Genomic DNA, 15,984 nt, shown 5'->3' on the forward strand with positions numbered 1-15,984 from the left:
GGCCCGCCCCGGCCGAGGTCCGCGAGGAGCCGGCCCCGGTCCCGGCCGTCAGGAAGCCCGGTGACCCCTCGGAGAGGCTGCCCCGCTACACCGGCTGAACACCGGCAGAGGACGACGAGGGCGCCCGCGACCGGCGGGCGCCCCGCCGCGCTGATCAAGCAGGCCAGGGCGGGTACGGCTGCCGGGCAGGCGCCGGCCGTACAGTCCAGACGTGGCGACGCCACCCCTCCAAGTTCGCGCCGCCACGCCCGTCCGCCGGGTGAGTCCGGACGACCGCGCCGTCCGGATCCCCCGAGCCTCGTCGACCGGCCATCGGCAGGTCTCCTGTACTTCGGAGCCGCCGTCACCCCGGATTGCCCGCCGTACGGAGTCTTGCCCACCGCCCTCGCGGAGCCGGTGAGCAACCATCTCGACATGGATCCGATCCTGCCCGTCGACGGCTCCAGCCTGACCCTGAGGACCCTGGACGAGCCGCCGACCGGCAAGGACAGACTGAGGCGCTGCCTGCGGAGGCTGTACGACCGAGCCCACCTTGTACGGCGGCCGAGCCCATCTCGTACGGCGGAGCAGGGCGGAGACGCCGAACGCGGGCCGGGGTCCCGGCGACCGCGTGTGGAACGAGCGGGAGGACACCGGCAGCCGGTCTCCACACTTAGCCGACCTGCAGCCGACCTGTGGGAACCGCCGGTTGTCGCGGAACTGCGAGGCTCGCAGGCTTTAGGGCCTTTTCAGGGTTCGGATCAGGACATGTGCTGACGCGCATCATCGTGGGACCATCAGGAGCACGCATCCCCGTCATCCCTCCACGAGGAGACCACGATGTCGTCCGACAGCAGGGTGGAAGTGTTCCGCTCGACCCAGCCCGGCCAGATCAAGCGGGTCGAGATCCGCATCGTGGGCGGCAACATCAGGATCAACGCCATCGATACCGGCACGGTGACCGTCATGGCACTCGGTGATGTCGCGACGCTGGGCGCCCAGGCCACCGTCCAGGGCGACATCCTGCACATCACCTCGTCGTCCGCCCTGCGCTACTTCCTCCAGAAGAGCCGCATCGACCTGGTCCTCGACGTGCCGAAGGACACGGGCGTCTTCATCAAGGTGTTCGGCGCCGACATCGTCATCAACGGCGGCACCGGGCCGCTGGAGGTACGCGGCGTCGCCGGCGCGATCGAAGGCACGACCCACTCCACGGACGTGAAGGTGCGCTTCGTCGTCGGCGGCAACGACCTCGTCCAAGCGGCCGCAGGCGGCCCCTCCTGAGTCAGAGGGGCATTCTTGCGTTTGCGGACCACAGCCGCAGGCGAATCCCTCCGATCTCAACCCCGTCCAGGCCCCGGCGCCGCGCCCTGCGGAGCATTCACCGGGTTGGTCATGCCGACAGGATGCGGTCGGCGGGGACCTCGAAGATGATTTCGAGACCGTCCTCCTCGTCCCACTGCTCTCCGACCTCGACGAAGCCGAAGCCGGCGATCGTGGCCAGGGACGCCGCGTTGTCGGGACCGATCGTCGCCCGCACGGTCCTGACCCCGGGTTCGGCCGCGGCCCGGCGCAGCAACTCGATCAGCATGGCCCGCGCATACCCCTGGCGGCGGAAGTCAGGAGCGACCGAGTAGCCGATCTCGACCATGCCCGCCTCGTCGGGCGGTCCGTGAAACCCGGCATGACCGATGACGACGCCTTCCGGCCCGGTCGCCACCTGCCGCACCATCCACCGCGCGTTGCCGGGGTCGGCGGCCATCTGGTCGAGCCGGAACCGCCACAGCCACCGTGCTCCGTCGGTCACGAAGTAGTCGGTCAGAGGGACCCCGGCCGTCTCGCCGGCCGCCCGCAGGTCCCCGTCGAGCAGAGCGGACATCGCGGTGCCGGACAGCTCGACGAAGCGCACACGCTTCGGGCCGGTGGGGAACGGCGTCCGGCGATCGGCTTCATCTGTCACCGCTTCATCTGTCACCGTGCGGATGCTCGCAGAGCGCCCGGCAGACGTCCAACGGATTTCGGAGCGATCGATCAATCGAGCCTGCTCATGACCTCGTTCACCATCATGGGCAGGGCAGGGCAGGCGACCGGTGGCGGAATCCGCTTGAAATGACCGCCGGCCGCCACACGACGGATGACAGGTCCCCGCCTCCAGCCGGACCGGCATGCCGAGCACGGCCCCTGACAGGGACCGCGCACCGGAAGCGCATGGTGGACGACGGGTTCAGCCGCCGGTAATTGCCGGTGTCCTGCGAACATCCTCGGTGCCGGTGACACCTCGGCGGTCGCGCATCGGTCATCCGAGGGAGCCAGGAAGCGTGGTGGCGCCGTCCTCCCAACCTCTGGCTTCAGCATGTCTGATGTAGGCCACAAAATGTCCTATATCGATCATAATGTGGTCCTTGGCGGCAAACCGGAGATCCGGCCGCGACCTACTGACCCGCGAAGTCTGCGGTTTGAGGGAGAGGAACAGGTGCTGGCCCCCCTTGGCCCGGCACCTCTTCTCCACGATGAAGGTCCCGATCCGCTACGCGGCACCGGTCGAACGTTATCGAAGGAGCTTGCCAGTAAATGACTGACGCACCCGTGCTTTCCCAGCGTGCCCTCAATCGCACCCTGCTCGAACGCCAACTGCTGACGCGCCGTACCTCCCACTCCGCGCTCCAGGTCATCGAGCACCTAGTCGCGATGCAGGGCCAGGAGCCCAACTGGCCGTACATAGGACTTTGGACGCGGCTGATCGATTTCCGGAAGGAAGAGCTGAACTCACTGCTCCAGGACCGGAAAGTGGTGCGCTCCACGATGCTGCGCCGGACCGTGCACCTGGCCGTCGCCGATGACTTCCGCTGGCTGCGGCCGACCGTCCAGCCCATTGTGAGCAGTGCGCTGAAGGCGGCGTTCTACGCGGGCGAGATCGAGGGGCTCGACCTTGACGAGCTGGCTCGGGTGGGCCGCGAACTGCTGAGCGGCCAGACGCTCACCCGGCAGGAATTCGGCCGCCTGCTCGTCGAGCGCTTTCCCGGCCGCCACGGTGGCAGACTCGCCGAGTCAGTGGAGATCATGGTCGCGATGGCGCACGGACCGGCCACCGGCGCCTGGGGGCGCTGGGGCAACCCTCCTCGGGTCCCGGTCACCCTGGCGGAAGAGTGGAACGGCAGGCCCATGGCCGCTTCGCCCGAGCCCGAAACGATGATCCGCCGCTACCTGGCGGCTTTCGGTCCAGCCACTGTTATGGACATTCAGGCGTGGTCCGGTCTTACCCGGCTGCGCGAGGTGGTCGAAGGGATGCGGAAACAGCTGCGCGTCCTCCGTGACGAGGAGGGCAGGGAACTGTTCGACCTGCCCGGCGCGCCACTCGCGGATGCCAGCCAGCCGGTCCCCGTGCGGTTCCTGCCCGCTTTCGACAACGCCCTCCTCGGCCATAAGGACCGGAGCCGGGTAATCAGCGATGCGGACCGCAAGCGGTTCGCCAAGGTCGCGTCCGGAGGCGTGCCCATGTTTCTCGTCGACGGCTTCGTCCAGGGCACCTGGTCGGTGCAGGGATCGATGCTCCTCCTCGCCCCGTTCCGGCCACTGACGGAGGCCGAAACCGCGGCAGTGCTGGAAGAGGCCGACAGCTTGCTTGCCTTCATCGCCCTCGACGCCCCCGAGCGGAACATCGCGTTCGTCGATGACGAGATGGTGCCGGTCAACCGGCTCCACGCCGGCCAGCGGATCCGGAACAAGGTTTCATGAGCTGAGTTCGAACCAGATGACGGTTCCGACGGAGTCGCGGTGGAACCCCCACCGGGTGGCGAGGCTGTTGACGAGGGCGAGACCACGGCCGCCTGTGGCGTCCGGCCCGGAGTCCCTCGGGCAGGGGATCCGTGAGGAACCGGGGTCCTGCACGGTGATCAGCACGCCGGGGCCGACGAAGGCCACCGTGACGAGGAACTCCTGCGGGCCGTCGAACGGCCCGGAGGGGTGCTCGACGGCGTTGGTGGCGAGCTCGCTGGTGAGGAGCACGGCGTCATCGCGGAGCGGATGGCCGTCCCCGAGTATCCCGGCGACGAAGTTCCGCGCGGGCCTGACCTGGTGGGGTGTGGCTCCGAACCGCCGGGTGATCACGAGAGGGTCGGTGGGCACGTGGCCCAGGAGCGATGGCCAGACCATGCCCGGGTGAGCGGGGCCCGTGGCGTCGTGGGCCGCTGTCCGGGACCGATCAGTGAACACGCCGACGAGCATGGCCAGGAGTCGCGCCGCCATCGTTGTCCCTCCTCTCCACTGCGATCTCGGTGCTGACACCGCTTGATCGCCCCATCCCTGGAACGGCCGTCTCGCGGCCCGTTCTGGAGATGGGGTGTGCCCGCCGTACGCCAAGGGCACCCCAGCGATCGGCATCGAGGTGGAACAGACTCATGTCACCGCCCCCTTTCGGTACGGCTCGTCCTTTCGGTACGGCTCGCTTTTCCGGTACGGCTCGCGCCTGCCGGACGGAGAGCGCACGCCCGGCGGCGATTCGCGCCCGTACGGCACAGCGGCCGCCACGGCCGGCTGCGAGCGGCGGCCCCGGCTTCCGGGAGAGGCCGTGGGGTGGTGAGGCTTTGGCGGCCGTACCCTCACGATGTCCGGCACGGCGGGGAGCGGTCGGCCGCACAGTCCGAGCCGCCGCCGCGCCGCCATGCGGGTACGGACCTGGGCGGGCGTGGGCTGATCCCACAGATGGTCGCGGCGGTGCGGCAGGCTGGCCGCGTCATGGGCGTAAGGGGGATGGCCGCACCACCGGCAACCAAGTGGTGATGGAGGCTGTTCGGCATGCCAACGGACCCGAATGATCCGGACGGCTCTACTAGGGTTGGGCACGGGTCGCATCTCCAGTGTGCGATCAAGGCCCTGCCAGCCGACGGGATTCGCCTGGCAGGGCCGCCTTTTATGGTGTCAATGGCCGCGTCCGCGTCACGGTTGATGGTCATGGCCCTATCTGGGAGCACCTCAATCACCAGGTGGGGGCTCACGGACTCGTCAGACAGGGTCACCACGCGCTCCCGGCATCGGTGGGGGCAGCGGATGTGTTTCGCGGAGATCCGCGTATCGGAAAGCGATCCGGCGAGCGGCCCGACCGGGTTCGGTGGCTGGATGCCATGCATAGACGGCACACCGGCGTTCGGCGTTCCATCCGGCTCGCCACCAGTAGGTGCGCCCGTCGCACCACACGACAAGATCGACCCACAGGGACAGAAGCGCCACGCCGTCGCCGTGGTGCGCGTCGCCGAGGACACCCAGCGCCTCAAGCTCTCGCTTGAGCCACTCGACGGCCGTCCCGGCGGGGAGGCTACGGGGATATCGCCCGTCGCTCGCACCTTCATCGCTGCTCACGAACGGTGACGCTACGACCGCGCATAGACACCGACATCAGTGGCGTTGATACTTTGGCGAGGGGAGGAGCCAAGCACGCGATGGCGGGTTACCTTGAGGCCATGGCCTACTCAGACCCGGCGGCGGAGAGTGTGGGAACCCGTGTGCGGCGCGCTCGTAAGCGTGCCGGCATCACCCAGAGCGAGCTTGCTCGGCGCGTCGGTCGTGCGCAGTCCTGGGTGTCCGGGATCGAGAACGACAGCATCCCCCTGGACTCCATCGCACTGATCAACACCCTCGCCCGTACTCTGCGCGTGCACCCCAACGAGCTCACCGCACGTCCTTACCGAGGTGACACCCCGGGTGAGGACCGAGGGCATTCCGCTATCCCCGAGATCCGCCGGCATCTGGAGCGTTACGACCTGGATCCGGAGTGGGACGGCGAGGTGCGGCCGCTGCCCGAACTGCGTGCCGTAACAGAGCACATGAGCTGGCTACGGCGAGAAGCGCACTACGCAGAACTGGCCGACAGGCTTCCGGGGCTCCTCTCCGAGCTCCAGGCGGCCACCCACCTTTTCCCTGAGCCCGATCGAAGCACGGCGTTCGGGCTGCTCTCTTTCGCCTACCAAGCAGCAGACTCGGTGGTCTACAACCTGGGTTATGCCGACCTCTCCCTGATCGCCACCAGCCGGGTCCGCTGGGCGGCCGAGCGCTCAGGGGATCCCTACCACGGGGCAGTATCCGCTTATCTTCGGATACGGAACCTGTGGTCCAGCACCTCATGGAACGACGCCCTCACCGTGCTCGACTCGGCGTGCGCAGGCATCGAGGACGAATACACCGCAGGCCAGCCGGAGGCACTGGCGGTCTGGGGTGCCCTGCAGCTCAGAGCATCGATCACCGCCGCTCGCAAGAACGATACCAACGAGGCATGGTCACGCCACCGTCTCGCGAGCGAGGCGGTCACCCGGCTCGGCTCTCGCCAGCGCACCAACTACTACGAGCTGTGCACCAACCAACCCAACATCGACATCCACGGCGTCGCCATCGCTGTCGAACTCGGTGACGGACCACAGGCCGTACGCCGGGGAGAGGCGGTCCGACTCCCCAAGGACCTGCAGGCCAATCGCGTCGGATACCACCACCTCGATTACGCCAGAGGGCTGCTGTGGTCTGGCAAGCGCGAGGCTGCAACGGCCGAGCTGGAGCGAGCAGAGAAGGCCGCCCCGATGCTCATCCGCAACCACCCGATGGCCCAGCAAGCTGTACGGACCCTCCTGGATCTTGAGCGCTACAGCTACCGCGAACGCATCCGCCGCCTCGGCGTCCGCATGCACATCCTCTGAGACACCTGACCTGGTGATCATGTGTCGGGGCTGACAATCCCATACGGGTGGAGGCGGAGATATGGACCTGATCGCAATGGAGTTGGCCTGGCGCAAGAGCAGCCAGAGCACTCAATAGGACAACTGTGTAGAGGTCGCAGATTTTCCTGATGGAGGCCGTGCCGTACGGGATAGCAAGGATCCGAGTGGGCCGATGTTGCGTTTCACCAGCAGTGCGTGGCAGACGTTCATCAGAGGCGTCAAAAACGGAGCGTTCGACGACCTGAGTTGCTGATCAGTGGTTCGGCTAGATCCTCTGTGGCGAACGGCCGACTTTGTCGGAAATGTGTTCGAGGCCATGGGGGATGGCCTCAATGCTGCACAGTCGATGGGTTGATCCCCCCGGCAGCCCTCTAAACGGCGATTAAGGACTCTTTGCAGTTGAGGGTGTAGTCGCGGGGCGTGCGGTGCGCGCGTCGGTGGCCGGGTAGGGGTCGATGTCTTCCAATGATGAAGGCTCTTGCGCCGCTCACCCCAACTACCCTCAACTGCGAGGAGTCACTACAGGAGCGGGCGATGGATAACGAGATTCAGCTGATCAGTGACGGCGATGGACTTGCGGTCATCGGGAACCCGACGGATGTTGAGCGCTTCCTCCTCTCTGAGGGACTGTTGTCGTTGTCGGAGGACTTTAGATGGCAAAGGCTCGGGCCTATCCTCAGTGTCGGGGCTGGAGTCGCACGGGCAGGTTCCGAAATTGCCGCCAACTCGGGTCGCTGGGTGAAGCTGACCGAAGAGTCCGCGCAAGCCATCAAAAAGTTCGGGCTGAGAGAAAGCGCGAAGACGGGTCTCAGCACAGGTGTGATCAAGGGGAACAAGGGCCAGATCGGGGGATTCGTCGAAATCGTGAAGGGGTCCGGATCGCTTCTGACCAACCCGGCGATTCTTGCTGGTGCCGCAGGGATCATGGCGCAGCTCGCGAGGCAACATGAAATGAATGAGATCAAAGACTATCTCGCCACGATCGACAAGAAGGTCGACAGCGTGCTTCGCGCCCAGAAGAACGCTGAGTTGGCGAAAGTGATCGGAGCGGACTTCGACATCAAGTCCGCCATGACCATTCGAGAGCTGAAGGGTCGGGTCGACGAGACCACGTGGTCGACGGTGCAGGGCAGGACCCATACGATCACAGACGCCCTGGGGTGGGCGTTGCTTCAACTCGACGCACTTGCGGAGAGGGTGGAGAGCAAGACCAAGATCGGTGATCTCGCCAAGATGGCCAAGGAAGCAGAGTCCGAGGTCCGGGAGTTGCTCGCCGTTCTGGCTCGTTGTTTTGAACTGCAGGACGCGATCGACGTGTTGCGACTGGACCGGGTGCTGGACGCGTCTCCGGACGAGCTGGACGGGCATCGCCTCGCGCTGAATGCTGACCGGCAGGACCAGCGGGAACGCATCTCACGGGAGACCGGGCACCTGATGGCCCGCATGGATGCGGCTGCTGGTGCGGCCAACTCGAAGGTGCTGCTGCACTCGACCAGATCCCGGGCTGTGGTGGGCTCGATCAACCGTGTCGGGATCGCCGTCGATGACTTCCACGGGCTGCTCGGAATCGAGTTCGGGCGACATTCATTGGAGGCGACACGATGGTGGGACGCGGCTCGGGACCCGGGGCAATTGAAGAACGCGGCCGCGGAGGCAGGACACATAGCGTTCGTCGGAGCGGGCGTGGCGGGCCTGGTGGCTTTGAAGGTTTTGGCGAAGAACGCGACGAAGAGGGATGAGTGAGCGCCGGCCGTCAGCCGTGTTGGGCTCTCGGGTTGGACTGGACAAGTGAGTTTCTCCCGCTGGGTATGCCTCGACGGGCTCGACCCAGCTCGGCGATCGCCGCAAGCCCCGCGGCTACACCCTCAACTGCGAAGAGCCCGATTAAGGCAGCCATGTTCATCGGCCCATCGCGTCCTTGACCAGAGCTCCCAAGCGCTGAGCGCACCAGTCCCCATTGCCAGCTCGGCGACGCTGATGGGCCAACTGTGTGACTGAATGTGGCCTCAATGCTTGACGAGCACTTAGGGCTCTTTCACCCAACAAGCTCGGTGATATCGCACGTACTCGATCTCGATCTTGTGGTTTGGATGAGTTCGCAATGAACCGATGTCAGCGCCGGTAAGGGCGTTCACAACTTTAAGGTCGTCGGTCAGGTAAAGGGCGCCGTTATCGAACCTCGTGTGATCGTTGGGGCACAGGCATAGGACGTTGCCGATCACATCGGGACCGTTGTGGGGGATGCCAACGGCTTGTATGTGGGCGGCTTCGCTGCTCGGGCCATTGGGAAGCTCCACCGTGTCACCGCAGATTTGACAGCGGTTGGTGTGCAGAGATTTGACCTCCTTCACGACATCGGCACGGCGATTGATCTTGTTGACAGTTATCTTGGTTCTACTGGCCGGCTCCGCTGGCACATGTGGAATGGCCGAAGCATCGTCGATGACGATGTCGTCAGAGTAATCCGGATCGGAAACGTCGTACGGACTACCGATCTTGACCATGAGGAACTGGCAGACGCGGAACCCGTCGTCACGAGTCTTAAACCAGTGCCGCACAACCCGGTAAAGCCCGTCGTATCGGTAGCCGTCAGTGGGGGCATGCGATGATTTTTCGCCAAATCCACGAATGACTCGGACGGGCAGACCATCAAGCTTACTCTTGACTAGTCCGGCATTGCCGGAATCGTCGAGATTCTGGTCGGCAACCTGCTTCTTAGTCTTGGGGTCCTGCCCTCCATGTCCGGTATAGACGATTACTGGCCCATAGTCACGATCGTCCGGATAGCCGCCGTTAAGAACGATCGCGTCAGCGCCCTCGTGCGCTGTGCCAGAGATTCCGGCGATGTCATGCGCATGGAGGCCTGCTAGGCGCACTTCCGAGCGCTTCCCGCTGGGAGGCTTCCAGCCTTCCGGGCATCCAGGGATCTCGCCGAAGGTCCTGACATACTTTCCCATGTCCGAATCTTGCCAGTAAATCCAGGCAGTCTGGACAAGTTGCACGACACGCCCGCGCGACCGAACCGTAATCGAGATGATTTTCGGTGATCTGGCACCTCTTGGGGTCTAGCCTGCCATCCTGCTCTTCACTAAACGGGCTCTCAGGGGAGGTACCGGCATGTTTGCTTACGGTCAGCTCACTCGGGGGCAAGGCATTGATCCGCGAGGCCTGACGTTTGCCGTCGTTGATGTGGAGACCACGGGCCTTCATCCCGGACGAGGATCACGGATCTGTGAGATCGGTGTGGTTCGGATGCGTGGTGACGGCGTGGTTCTCGACGAATACTCCACGCTCGTCGATCCAAAGATGCGAATCGCCAACGACGAGTATCACGGCATCACGAACGCCGACGTCAAGGGCGCTCCGACCTTCGAGCAGATCGCAGGCGACGTGCTCGCCTACCTCAGTGGTGCGATCGTCGTCGGTCACAATCTGGAGTTCGAGGACAAGTTCCTTACTGCCGAGTTTGGTCGCCTCGGGGTCAACCTCACAGGGATCCCGGGCTTATGCACGCTAGTGATGTCCCGGATGCAGCTCGACCGATACGTCTACCGCCTCGATGATGTTGCCAACCTAGTCACCGGAGAGTGGCCCCGCGCTTCACACTCGGCGCTCGGTGACGCCCGGACGCTTGGGTGGACGCTGTCGAAGTTCATCTCCGAAGCACCCCAGCGTCTCGCCTGGGCTGGTGCACCGCCAGTGGTTCTACCGCAGTATCCCCGCACCGGATTCATTGCTCCCCGTGCCGCAGGATTACGGAAGGGTACGGAGGGCTGGTTGGTCACACTGACTGCTCGTCTTCCGCTTATGACGCAGTCACCCATGCCGCGCCCACAGGGCGTAACCGAATACCAGGCCATGCTTGGTCATGCGCTCGCAGATGGTCGCATTGTAGGTGAGGAAGCCGGACAGCTTGCGGTGCTTGCCGCTCGGGCGGGTCTGACCCAGACAACGGCACGCCATGTGCACGAGCAATTCCTCGCCAGCGTACGGGCCCGAGCAGAAGCGGATGGGGTGGTGACTACCGTTGAACTTAAGGAGCTTCAGCGCGCAGCCAAGGAACTTTCAGCATCTCATCTGATCAGTGACCTGGAGGAGGCTGCCGGGGCCGACCGGGCGAAGAAGAATGGACCACTCAAGGGCTGGCGGCTTCTACCGGCGGGAGACGCGCCTGACATCGTTGAAGTCATGGACTTCGCTGTCGCGCATGGAGCCACGGTCGCGGTCAACGTGACCAAGACCGTTCGTTTGGTAGTCGCCGCCGACGCGGCTGACGATCCGCGTGTGGCGAAAGCTCTGGCTACGGGAATCCGCGTGGTTACTCCTGAACAGGCGGTGGAGACGCTGCAGACTGAGATCAGTGCTGTGCACGGTGGTCTGTTCGCCAATTCCGAGGGGCAGGCACTGTCGGAACAGTTGGCGGCCGAACGTGAGGAGCAGGCCCGAGCCGGGCACCCGGAGTGGCACGGGTTCTGGCGTCGGAGGGAGTTGAGCCCCTCCGAATACAAGAAGCAGTTCGTCGACCGAACCGACTGGAATAGCACCCCGAGGGGTGAGCCCGTCATTCATGTGGCTGTACAGCCTCAGCCTCTTTCCCACGCTCAGCATGCGACCAAGACGGCGGCGAAGCAGGGAAGCGGCTGCGCGAGTGCACTGGTTGTCATCGGAGGCATCGGTGCGGGGCTCATCGATGTTCTTCGTCAGATCATCGCCTGAAGGATCTGTTGCTGACCATGCGGAATGGACCGCTACATGTTGTCCAACGCGGCGATGGCCGAAGCAATCAACGTCCGTGCTGCCGCGCCGTACACCGCGATCTCAGCGAGTTGGGTGAACGCCTTGGCATACAGCGCGATCTCATGCGGTTGAGTCACGGTCAGTTCCGCTGACAAGGTCTCCACCAGGACCCGTTCCTCGTCGAAGATCCAGAATCCGTTGGTGGGCCACATGACGCGGTTACGGATCGGGATGATCCCGAGGCTGATGTTGGAGCGTGAGGCGACGGTGAGCAGGTGGCCGAGCTGGCCGGCCATCACCTCGGCGTCGCCGATCCGGGTCCGTAGCGCCGCCTCCTCCAGGATGACCGCGCAGCGGCGGCCACCGGAGCTGAGGACCTTCTGCCGCTGCATGCGGGCCTCGACCGCCTCGGTGCTGTCGTCGGGGATCTCCCGGAACGCGACGACAGCCCGCATGAGAGCCAGCGCGTAGTCAGCCGTCTGGAACAGGCCGGGGATTAGCGATGGCTCGTAGACGCGGAAGTAGCTGGTCCGCTCATACAGCGGAACCGCAGCCTTCTGAAGCCGCTGCAGGCCGGTGCGCTGCATTCGCCGCCATTCGACGTACATCTCGTCGATGGTGCGTAGCGATGCGATCAGGTCACCGGCCTGATCATCGGCGCCGCAGTGCCGACACCAGGTGCTGATGTCGCTCTCGGACGGCGTCTGCCTACCGTGCTCGATTCTCGACACCTTCGAGGAGTGCCATCCCGCAAGATCGCCGAGGTCGCGCCCGGTGAGATGCGCGGCGAGGCGGATCTCACGCAGGCGGGTGCACAGAGCCTGTTTGGCCTGGTCGACTGCGTGTGATGGCGATGACATGGTGCTGCTTACCGAGTGTGCGGGCGGGGGCGGGTGGTCAGGCGGGCGTGTAGTCGCTGTGGTCGATCCCAGCTGCCCACACCGCATCGAACGCCGCCGCGCACAATTTCACTACGTCGGGATCTTCGCACCATTCCACCCCAGCCCAGTCGCCGTCTCCGGTGAAGTGGTTGAACTGTACTCGGGCTCCGTCCAGCAGCCAGAAGTCGTTGCCGGGCAGGGTGATCCCGGACGTCCGGCGCCGAGGAAGCCACCGTCCTTGCTCGCCCGCCATGATGTTGGTGAAAGAGACGTCGTACTCGAAGCGGATGTACTCGGTCACCGGCTCCGACACGATCCGGGCCCGCTTCACCTCCACACCTCTGCCGGTCGTTTCCCGCATCAGGCTCAGCCACGGCCGCCACCACGACTCCTCGTCAGCGGGGTCGTAGCGGTGGCCCGCCTTCCACGCCGAGAACATCGGGTCTTCGGCGGATACGGCGTACAGGTCGCGCATCTCCAGGTGGATGGCCGATTGCTCACACGAGCGGAACATCGCGGTCCACTGGTCAAACGTTGGCGCTCCGGCGCTCCAGCTCACTGGCCACCTCCAGCGTGGGCATCGACGTCTTCGGAATCTCGATCACCGTCTCATGGCTGGGCATATCCAGTTGGACGAGTACGGCCGGGTCGGTGATGAGCAGGCCTTGGAACACATACGTTTCTTCGCGATCGAGCACCAGTGGCGATCCCGCCGGGACGGTCACGCCCTCCGGCAGGAACTTCATCAGCTCCTTGGGCACCTCGACGACGGTCTCATGGTCAGCGAGGTCGAGCTGGGCGAGCACGGTCGGATCGGTGACGATCCAGCCTTGGAGCACGTATCTGTCGCCGTCGTCGAACAGCGTCGGCGAACCGCCGTCGATGGTGTCCTTGCCGAGGAAACGTAGTGCCATGGGGGCTTCTCCTCCGATCGGGGCGCGGATGACTACGCCACCGAGTTTGTGCGCCGTGCATTACCGCCTCAAGGAGTTTGCGCGAGTTTGCGCGGCGCGGCGCAGCTGCCGTCTGTTGAGCGGGCTGATCCGCAATGCCACTCAAACTCGTTGAGCTGCGTCGGAAGGGGCTTCTAGCGTCAAGACGCGCGCTTCGCCTCCTACTCCTCCTGGGATCCACCAGGGAAAGGACGCACCCATGAACAACCCGTGCAGTCAACCATGGGGCCTCACCCGATCGGCCCCGTTCACGTCCACAGCGCCCGCGCCCGCCGCGCCGTACAGGGTCGAACTCGATCCGGTCACCCAGACCGGCGTCTACTGCGACACGATGACCAGCCGGCTCATCGAGGCGGGCAAGCACGGCACCAACAAGCAGACCAGTAGGTCACAGAGGACGGGGGGCAGCGGCGACGGCAAGGGCCCTCAGCCTTCGGATCAGACCACGGTCACCGACTACGACAACGACTGACGGCTACTTCCGTGATCCTGGTGCTCACCTGCCTGGACGATCCGACGGCAGACATGGTCATCGATCAGCTGAACCGGCGTGACGCGTGCGTCGCCCGCTTCGACCCCGGTGTGGAGTTCCCTGCCGATGCTGAGCTGTCGGCGTGGTTCGGGCGGTTCCCGCCGTACGGTGTCCTGACCACACGATCCCGGCGGATCATCTTGGAAAAGGTGGAAGCCGTGTACTACCGGCGCCCCACGCCGTACCTGGCCGACAATCTGTCACAGGTCGAACGGTTCATCGGGACGCAGGCCCGATTCGGGGTGGGCGGGGTGCTCACGGCTCTGCGGTGCCCGTACGTCAGCCACCCGTGGGCGATCACGGCAGCCGAGCACAAGCCCCTCCAACTCGCCATCGCGCGGCGGGCCGGATTCGAGGTGCCCACCACCTTGGTCACCAATCGGCTGGAGGACGCCCGCGCGTTCGCCGCCCAGCATGGCTCGATCGTCTACAAACCGCTGCGAGCCACGCCGTACACCGGCTCCGATGGGGAGCCCCGCACCATTTGGACAGCTCAGGTCGGACCGGACGACATAGACGGCACCGTCAGCGCCACGGCGCACCTGTTCCAGGCACGTGTCCGCAAAACAGCCGATCTCCGGGTGACAGCTGTCGGGAAGCGCGTGTTCTGCGTCCGGCTCGACTCCGATCTGCTCGACTGGCGGCAGGACTACGACCGCCTCTCCTACACAGTCGTCGAGCCGCCGCCCGGACTTGCCGACGCCTGCCTCGCCTACCTGGGAGAGTTCGGCCTGAGCTTCGGCGCGTTCGACTTCGCGCTCACCGGTGACGGCACTCCGGTGTTCCTGGAGTGCAACCCCAACGGCCAGTGGGGATGGCTGGAGGACGCCACCGGGCTACCCATCGCCGCCGCCATCGCCGACCTGCTCTTGGAGGACTCGACATGACCGCCCACGAACCCCCCGGCCTCGCCGTACGGCTCCGCCGTACCCTCGCCGACCGGCTCGCCCGCACCGGTTCCCTACGCAATCCGGCCTGGCGGGACGCGGTCGAGGCCGTACCTCGTGAGCGATTCCTCGGTTCGGCGGTCGCCGGAGGCACCGGGGACGGCGAGTGGGAGGTGATCCACCGTGCGGAGGTCACCGAGGACGAGTGGCTCCACCTGGTCTACCGCGACGAGACCTGGGTGACGCAGATCGACGGGAGCATGGTCGAGGGCGCGCACGGCACCGTCTCCGGAGCGCCCACGTCGTCGTCGACCCTGCCCGGCCTAGTCGTGCTGATGCTGGAGGCCACGGGGATCTCCGACGGAGACAAGGTGCTGGAGGTGGGCACGGGCACCGGTTACTCCGCCGCACTGATGTGCCACAGGCTCGGCTCCCACGCCGTGACCTCCGTCGAGTACGACCCGGCGGTGGCCGGCCGGGCCCGTGACGCGCTCACCGCGGCCGGGTACGCGCCGACGGTCGTGACTGGGGACGGCCTGCTGGGATATGACAAGAACGCCGAGTACGACCGGCTGATCGCCACCTGCTCGGTCCGTTCCATCCCGTTCTCGTGGATGTGGCAGGTCCGCGACGGTGGCACGATCACCGCGCCGCTGTCCGGGTGGATGGGCGGGTCCGCGTTCGCGCACCTCACACTGGACGCCGACGGCACCGCGAGCGGGCGGTTCCTGAGGGATGACATCTCCTTCATGACCGCCCGTCCCCATGGCCCGCCTCCGATGCCGTCCGCCTACCTCGTGACCGGGGATGCCAGGGAGAGCCGGGTGGATCCTGGAGTTCTGGACGACCCGGCCGGGCTGTTCGCTGCGCAGTTAGCCGCGCCGTCGGCGGTGAGGTTGGGCGGCGGTGACGAGGTCGTCCTGTGGGACGTGGCCACCGGTTCGCTGGCCGCCACCGGGCTCGATCCGCGAGGCGGGTGGACGGTCCGCCAGCGCGGGCCGCTGCGGCTGTGGGACGCGGTCGAGCACGCCGTCCTGACCTGGCAGGCAGCCGGGTCTCCGCACCAGTCGGCGTACGGGCTCACCGTCACCGGGGAGCGTCAGTACGTCTGGCTGGGTGAATCTGACGGCCCGAGCTGGGACCTACCCGTCTGACACTCGGTGACGGTTCGTGGTCTGGCTGGTTGAGGTCGGGGCAGCCGTAGTGATCGGCGCAAGTCCAACTGCAGGCATCATGTTTTTTTGGCGCTCTCCTGCCGACCTGACTCAAAAACCAACGGGCCTTGGTGTCCTCGTATCCGGCACATCGGTCGGG

Annotated in this window: 14 protein-coding genes and 1 pseudogene; 9 read left to right on the top strand and 6 right to left on the bottom strand. The window is 65.5% G+C overall.

All coding sequences use genetic code 11. The features are described from left to right. The first annotated feature begins 819 nt into the window (after nt 1–819). The gene (locus CA984_RS15295; protein WP_086572529.1) at nt 820–1,263 is read left to right on the top strand and encodes a hypothetical protein; all 444 of its coding nucleotides are present in this window, start codon (nt 820–822) and stop codon (nt 1,261–1,263) included. Between the two features lie 109 nt (nt 1,264–1,372). On the opposite strand, the gene CA984_RS15300 is transcribed toward CA984_RS15295, so the two are convergent. Next, complete coding sequence (locus CA984_RS15300) at nt 1,373–1,939, bottom strand: GNAT family N-acetyltransferase (RefSeq protein ID WP_086572531.1); 567 nt, start codon at nt 1,937–1,939, stop codon at nt 1,373–1,375. 611 nt (nt 1,940–2,550) lie between these two features. Here CA984_RS15300 and CA984_RS15305 point away from each other — a divergent pair. After that, nucleotides 2,551–3,714, top strand: coding sequence for a winged helix DNA-binding domain-containing protein (locus CA984_RS15305; RefSeq protein ID WP_086572533.1), 1,164 nt, complete (start codon nt 2,551–2,553; stop codon nt 3,712–3,714). Here CA984_RS15305 and CA984_RS15310 read toward each other — a convergent pair. After that, a complete protein-coding gene (locus CA984_RS15310) occupies nt 3,709–4,224 on the bottom strand; it encodes an ATP-binding protein (protein ID WP_242675965.1) in 516 nt (171 codons plus the stop codon). The two genes, CA984_RS15305 and CA984_RS15310, sit on opposite strands and share 6 nt — an antisense overlap. A 1,211-nt stretch (nt 4,225–5,435) precedes the next feature. Here CA984_RS15310 and CA984_RS15320 point away from each other — a divergent pair. From CA984_RS15320 to CA984_RS15330, 3 genes and pseudogenes are all read left to right on the top strand, one after another. Further along, nucleotides 5,436–6,659, top strand: a complete 1,224-nt coding sequence (locus CA984_RS15320; protein WP_086572583.1) for a helix-turn-helix domain-containing protein — start codon at nt 5,436–5,438, stop codon at nt 6,657–6,659. Between the two features lie 133 nt (nt 6,660–6,792). Beyond that, nucleotides 6,793–6,933: pseudogene (locus CA984_RS15325) on the top strand (DUF397 domain-containing protein); the annotation flags it as partial. Nucleotides 6,934–7,214: 281 nt separating this feature from the next. After that, nucleotides 7,215–8,423, top strand: coding sequence for a hypothetical protein (locus CA984_RS15330; RefSeq protein ID WP_086572537.1), 1,209 nt, complete (start codon nt 7,215–7,217; stop codon nt 8,421–8,423). Nucleotides 8,424–8,704: 281 nt separating this feature from the next. Here CA984_RS15330 and CA984_RS15335 read toward each other — a convergent pair whose 3' ends face one another. Further along, complete coding sequence (locus CA984_RS15335) at nt 8,705–9,637, bottom strand: YDG/SRA domain-containing protein (protein ID WP_086572540.1); 933 nt, start codon at nt 9,635–9,637, stop codon at nt 8,705–8,707. A 160-nt stretch (nt 9,638–9,797) separates the two neighbouring features. Between CA984_RS15335 and CA984_RS15340 the strand changes: the two genes are divergently transcribed. After that, nucleotides 9,798–11,396, top strand: coding sequence for an exonuclease domain-containing protein (locus CA984_RS15340; RefSeq protein WP_086572542.1), 1,599 nt, complete (start codon nt 9,798–9,800; stop codon nt 11,394–11,396). A gap of 32 nt (nt 11,397–11,428) precedes the next feature. Here the strand turns inward: CA984_RS15340 and CA984_RS15345 are convergent, their stop codons facing one another. Genes CA984_RS15345 through CA984_RS47155 form a run of 3 tightly spaced genes read right to left on the bottom strand, consistent with a single transcriptional unit; the run spans nt 11,429 to nt 13,212 of the window. After that, nucleotides 11,429–12,277 (bottom strand): helix-turn-helix domain-containing protein, encoded by an 849-nt coding sequence (locus tag CA984_RS15345; RefSeq protein WP_086572545.1) that lies wholly within the window; start codon nt 12,275–12,277, stop codon nt 11,429–11,431. A 37-nt stretch (nt 12,278–12,314) separates the two neighbouring features. Next, nucleotides 12,315–12,857, bottom strand: a complete 543-nt coding sequence (locus CA984_RS15350) for a DUF6879 family protein (RefSeq protein ID WP_242675966.1) — start codon at nt 12,855–12,857, stop codon at nt 12,315–12,317. Next, nucleotides 12,826–13,212, bottom strand: coding sequence for a hypothetical protein (locus CA984_RS47155; protein WP_207620886.1), 387 nt, complete (start codon nt 13,210–13,212; stop codon nt 12,826–12,828). Before CA984_RS47155 ends, CA984_RS15350 begins: the two co-directional genes overlap by 32 nt. Nucleotides 13,213–13,450: 238 nt before the next feature. Between CA984_RS47155 and tgmA the strand changes: the two genes are divergently transcribed. Genes tgmA through tgmC form a run of 3 tightly spaced genes read left to right on the top strand, consistent with a single transcriptional unit; the run spans nt 13,451 to nt 15,824 of the window. Then, on the top strand, nt 13,451–13,723 hold the full coding sequence (tgmA, locus tag CA984_RS15360) for a putative ATP-grasp-modified RiPP (protein ID WP_086572547.1): 273 nt from the start codon (nt 13,451–13,453) through the stop codon (nt 13,721–13,723). A gap of 11 nt (nt 13,724–13,734) precedes the next feature. After that, on the top strand, nt 13,735–14,670 hold the full coding sequence (tgmB, locus tag CA984_RS15365; protein WP_207620887.1) for an ATP-grasp ribosomal peptide maturase: 936 nt from the start codon (nt 13,735–13,737) through the stop codon (nt 14,668–14,670). Further along, a complete protein-coding gene (gene tgmC / locus CA984_RS15370) occupies nt 14,667–15,824 on the top strand; it encodes an ATP-grasp peptide maturase system methyltransferase (protein ID WP_086572549.1) in 1,158 nt (385 codons plus the stop codon). Before tgmB ends, tgmC begins: the two co-directional genes overlap by 4 nt. The last annotated feature ends 160 nt before the right edge of the window (nt 15,825–15,984 follow it).

The sequence above is a fragment of the Streptosporangium minutum genome, from assembly GCF_002149035.1.
GTDB classification, from domain to species: Bacteria; Actinomycetota; Actinomycetes; order Streptosporangiales; family Streptosporangiaceae; genus Streptosporangium; species Streptosporangium minutum.

Bases quoted from the DNA above. Each gene is read 5' to 3' on its own strand.
- tgmC (WP_086572549.1), top strand. From the start codon at position 14,667: ATGACCGCCCACGAACCCCCCGGCCTCGCCGTACGGCTCCGCCGTACC.
- tgmA (WP_086572547.1), top strand. From the start codon at position 13,451: ATGAACAACCCGTGCAGTCAACCATGGGGCCTCACCCGATCGGCCCCG.
- CA984_RS15335 (WP_086572540.1), bottom strand. From the start codon at position 9,637: ATGGGAAAGTATGTCAGGACCTTCGGCGAGATCCCTGGATGCCCGGAA.
- CA984_RS15305 (WP_086572533.1), top strand. From the start codon at position 2,551: ATGACTGACGCACCCGTGCTTTCCCAGCGTGCCCTCAATCGCACCCTG.
- CA984_RS15345 (WP_086572545.1), bottom strand. From the start codon at position 12,277: ATGTCATCGCCATCACACGCAGTCGACCAGGCCAAACAGGCTCTGTGC.
- CA984_RS15320 (WP_086572583.1), top strand. From the start codon at position 5,436: ATGGCCTACTCAGACCCGGCGGCGGAGAGTGTGGGAACCCGTGTGCGG.
- CA984_RS15310 (WP_242675965.1), bottom strand. From the start codon at position 4,224: ATGGCGGCGCGACTCCTGGCCATGCTCGTCGGCGTGTTCACTGATCGG.
- CA984_RS15340 (WP_086572542.1), top strand. From the start codon at position 9,798: ATGTTTGCTTACGGTCAGCTCACTCGGGGGCAAGGCATTGATCCGCGA.
- CA984_RS47155 (WP_207620886.1), bottom strand. From the start codon at position 13,212: ATGGCACTACGTTTCCTCGGCAAGGACACCATCGACGGCGGTTCGCCG.
- CA984_RS15295 (WP_086572529.1), top strand. From the start codon at position 820: ATGTCGTCCGACAGCAGGGTGGAAGTGTTCCGCTCGACCCAGCCCGGC.
- CA984_RS15330 (WP_086572537.1), top strand. From the start codon at position 7,215: ATGGATAACGAGATTCAGCTGATCAGTGACGGCGATGGACTTGCGGTC.